The sequence below is a fragment of the Candidatus Hydrogenedentota bacterium genome, assembly GCA_019695095.1.
In the GTDB taxonomy this organism is placed as follows: Bacteria; Hydrogenedentota; Hydrogenedentia; order Hydrogenedentales; family SLHB01; genus JAIBAQ01.
Genome location: JAIBAQ010000321.1, coordinates 1 through 4,305 on the forward strand (window position 1 = coordinate 1; position 4,305 = coordinate 4,305).

The 4,305-nt window shown below is 58.9% G+C and carries 3 protein-coding genes; 2 read left to right on the plus strand and 1 reads right to left on the minus strand.

Translation table 11 applies throughout. The features are described 5' to 3' along the window. Positions 1-662 precede the first annotated feature (662 nt). Positions 663-1,184 carry an ankyrin repeat domain-containing protein gene (locus tag K1Y02_25660; GenBank protein ID MBX7259767.1) on the minus strand — a complete coding sequence of 174 codons (522 nt, stop codon included), beginning with the start codon at positions 1,182-1,184 and terminating at the stop codon, positions 663-665. Between the two features lie 758 nt (positions 1,185-1,942). Here K1Y02_25660 and K1Y02_25665 point away from each other — a divergent pair. Beyond that, positions 1,943-3,352 (plus strand): tetratricopeptide repeat protein, encoded by a 1,410-nt coding sequence (locus K1Y02_25665; protein ID MBX7259768.1) that lies wholly within the window; start codon positions 1,943-1,945, stop codon positions 3,350-3,352. Positions 3,353-3,496: 144 nt separating this feature from the next. Then, on the plus strand, positions 3,497-4,305 hold an 809-nt coding region (locus K1Y02_25670), incomplete at its 3' end, for a flagellin FliC (GenBank protein MBX7259769.1).

Here is a 4,305-nt window from a genome sequence, read left to right on the forward strand (position 1 = left end):
TCACTACTCACACCGTCTGATCCTCCTGCGCGCCGCACGGCGCAAAACATAGTAGCCTGGGGCAGAGTCCTCCGAAGCCCCGAGACGTAGTCGAGGGGCGAAGGAGGACGCCGCCCCAGGTCAGCAGTCCACCCTAACGACCGCTCTGAAAGAGCACCACATGCAAGAGACTCGGCTTGTCTCTCAGGAGCGGAGCGAAGGATTTGGCAATAGACGCACCACACCCAATCACCGGGCGCTGCACTCCACTCGCTGCTTTGTTCAAGCCAGATTCTTCGCTACGCTCAGAATGACAAGTGGTTGTCTGTCTCTCACGCGCCGTTGCTCAACCGCTGCGGTGTGGCATATCAGTGCTAGAAACAGAAGCCAGTCGGACGACCTTTTCTCTTGAGTGCCGTAGGCACGACAGACTCCAGCCTGGGGTGAGATTCGCGGCAACGACGCGAATCGAAACCCCAGGTACCAGCCCCCACCCAACATGAGCCCTGTAAGGGCGAAAGCAACTTACACGCTCCATTTCATAGGATGCTACCCACAACAAACGATAGCCTTCGCTTCAAGCCGAGCGCGGCGTGGGATCATCGCAGACTTCGCATAAAACAAAGACACCCGGCATTTCTGCCGGGCGTCGCATGCAAATCTATTCTTGGGGTAGTGACCGGTTAGTACGTTCCGCCGCGCGATCCAAACACTTCCGCCAACTCGTCGTAACCCATGAGCTTGGCGATCGCCAGGGGCGTCATGCCGCCGGATGCCTCGTCGCGCACGTTCACGTCCGCGCCATAATCCAACAGCATCTCCGCCACGTCGGCACGACCGTTCAGCGCCACCCAGTGCAAGGTGGACATTCCGTACTTGTTGGTTTCGTTCACGTCCGCCCCGCTCTCAATGAGGGCTTTCACGGTGTCGGTGTGACCGCGGCGAACGGCCTTGTGCAACGGCGTTTCGCCAACGTCGTCGCGCTCTCCAGGGTTTGCTCCACCGGCCAGAAGTTTGCGTACCGCCTGCTCCATTCCCCAATACGCCGCACGCTGAAGCAACGTTTCACCAGCGGCGTTTTCGGGCATGTCCTCGCGCTCTTGACGCAGCATGAACTCCGTAAGTGCAAGGTGGCCGCTCTTCATGGCACGGCTCATGGGGGTTTCCCCATCAACGTCCATCGAATAGAACCAATGTGCAGACACGGCCTTTCCTCCATACACTAGCATACCTGGAGACGAGCTCATTTGAGAAATCATACAGCACCCTCCTTGGCGCGTCTTCCGGCACGCATCAGAGCTTACTTAAAGTGGCAAACCAAAAGCACGCAATCATCATGCCTGGATTTGCCGAGGAACTTCCCAAGCGCTCGCTCAGCCTTCAACTCATTGACTCTGCATCGTTTAGATTCGAACCGGCAATTTGGGTCCCATTGCCCACTACCCGTATGCCACTTGTGCAAATCGTCAGATCGACGAATTTTCGACAATTCCAACCGTCTTCTGCCTCCTGATACTCCGCGTGGTAACCGGAATTCTCATGAACCCACGTGAATCTCTATTCCAACCCGCGCGTCTGCGAGATCTACGGCAAAACACAACTCGGTACTCCGACTTCAGAGTGTCTTCGCGAGAAATTCTCATGGCATACCTTCAACGTCTTGCGCGTGAGCAAGTTGCGTCAGCACTCAATTGCGCCGGTGCACATTGCGCTTGAACACCGCGCACCGGGTTTGTTGCGCTCCATAGGTATGTGTTAGAATTTGATGTTTGCGGTGACTACCCAAAACTCATCTTTAGGAAGTAGCACGGCTCGGGGCATGGTCCCGCCCCATCATAAACACGAAGCAGCCCCGCTTCACTTCCCGGCGAAACGGCGGCGCGCCAGTGAGAACTCGGAAGCTGGCGCAACGGACGGTTGGCCGGTTGGCAGAAGGTAGCAAATGGAAGAGAGGATGTAGTCGGTGGGCGGCTCGATATCCCTTGCAATGATCGTCAAAGACGAGGCCGACCAACTGATTGAATGCCTTAAGAGCGTCCAGGGTGCGGTCGACGAAATCTGTATCGTAGACACGGGTTCGCGGGATACCACCATGGAAATCGCGCGCGCCTTCAACGCCCGGACCACCGCCTTCATCTGGTGCGACGATTTCGCGGCGGCCCGCAACGAATCCCTGCGCTTGTGCAGCAAGGACTGGATCTTCGTCCTCGATGCGGACGAGCGCCTCGCCCCCGGAGACGTGGCCCGCCTGCGGCAGCTTGCCCGCGGTCCCATGGACACCTGTTACCGGATGACGACCCGAAATTACACCAACAACACCGGCGTGGGCGAATTCACGCCGTGCCAGCCCGACGACCCCCATGCGCGCGGATTTGCGGGATGGTTTCCCAGCACCAAGGTGCGGCTGTTTGCCAATAAGAAAGGCGCAAAGTTCGAGGGCAAGGTCCACGAACTGGTCAATCGCTCCCTGGAATCTCTGGGGTTCAAGGTTGCCAACAGCGACATTCCGATCCTTCACTATCCGTTTACGAAGACCCCCGAGAAGGTCCGGGAAAAACAGGAGCTGTACCTGCGCCTCGGACACGACAAGGTCAAAGCCGATCCTTCCGATGCCAAAGCCCACGCGGAACTGGGCAACCAATACGCGGAGGTCGGCGACTGGATGAATGCGGCGTCGTCATACCGCGAAGCGCTCCGCATCGACCCGTCGAACGCCATAATACTAAAGGACCTGGGCGCCGCCTTGCACATGCTCAAGCGCGAAGAAGAGGCCCGCCAGGCGTTGCGCCTTGCCCTGAAGCTGAATCCCGCGATGGCGGAAGCGTGGCGCAATCTTGGCGTCGTGCTTGCCGATGCCAAAGAGTGGGACGGGGCCATCGAGTGTTTCGAGCAGGGGATGGTGAACGACACCAACTGGAAAGAGGGTCACCGGTACCTCAGCGTGGCCATTGAAGGGGCCGGCCGGCTCACCGATGCGGTCGTGGAATCCAAAAAGGCGCTGGACGCGCTGCCGGACTCCACCGAGTGCCTCCGGCTCTATATTCACCAGATGCTTCGCCTGGAGCGCCGGGCGGAAGCGCGGAACCATCTGCTGAGCCTTGTCGCCAGCGGTGCCAAAAACCCGGAACTCCACAACGCGGTCGGGGAACTCTTCTATTATGACAATATGCTGGAAGAGTCGAAGGCGCATTTCCGGCTGGCTGGGGAAGGCGGCTTGAGCTCGGCGTACAACAACCTCGGGGTCGTCCTCTTTAAGCAGGGCGTGTTCGGCGAGGCCAAGGAGGCGTTCGGCCACTGCTTGCGACTGGATCCCACCCATCGTGGAGCCCAGAACAACCTTGAAAAGGTCCTGAGGCGTCTCACGACCCCCTGATTACCTGCCCTTTTCGACTTTTTTCCCCGGCGGCTTCAGGTTTTTGCCCCTTCTGCCGATATATGAATCAACGACCGCTTATCGCGGCGCTCGATACCGATGCATGGAAGCAAAGGTAGGTAGTCATCACGGAGGATTTGAGTCATGGGACTACGGATCAACACTAACGTCGCCGCGCTAAACTCTTCTCGCATCTTGCGGCGATCCACCTCTTCTCTCAATACCAGCCTTGAGCGCCTTGCAAGCGGTCTACGCATCAATCGCGCAGCAGACGACGCGGCAGGATTGGCGATTTCCGAGTCGCTGCGTACGGTGATTCGCGGCTCGCAAGTCGCTCAGCGCAACGCGCAAGACGGTATCAGCCTGATTCAGACGGCTGAAGGCGCGCTGGAAACGACCACGAACATGTTGCAGCGTATTCGCGAGCTTGCGGTTCAGGCCGCCAACGGTACGCAGAGCGACCAGAACCGCGCCTCGTTGAATTCGGAAGTGAAGCAACTTCTGGAGCAAGTGGACCGTATCGCGCTCGATACGGAATTCAACGGCCTGCGCGTGTTGAGCGCCGCTCAGACCGTTACGCTCCAGGTCGGCGCCCAAGGCGGTCAAACACTAGTTATCGCGGTCAGCGGCGCAAAGACCAGTGACCTGGGAATCAGCGCCGTGTCCATCTCAAGCGTCGGCGGCGCCGTTTCCGCGCTGAGCATTATCGACAGCGCTCTCCGAAGCGTGGCCGCGCTCCGAAGCACCTTTGGTGCGTTCCAGAACCGCCTCGATTTCACGATCAGCACGCTCGCCATCCAGGAAGAGAACTCCTCGGCGGCAGACAGCGCGCTTCGTGATGCGGATATCGCGCGCGAGACCATCGCCTTCACCCGGAACCAGATCCTGGTGAGTGCGGGCACCTCGGTGCTGGCGCAGTCGAACGTCATCCCGCAGACGGCGTTGCAGCTCCT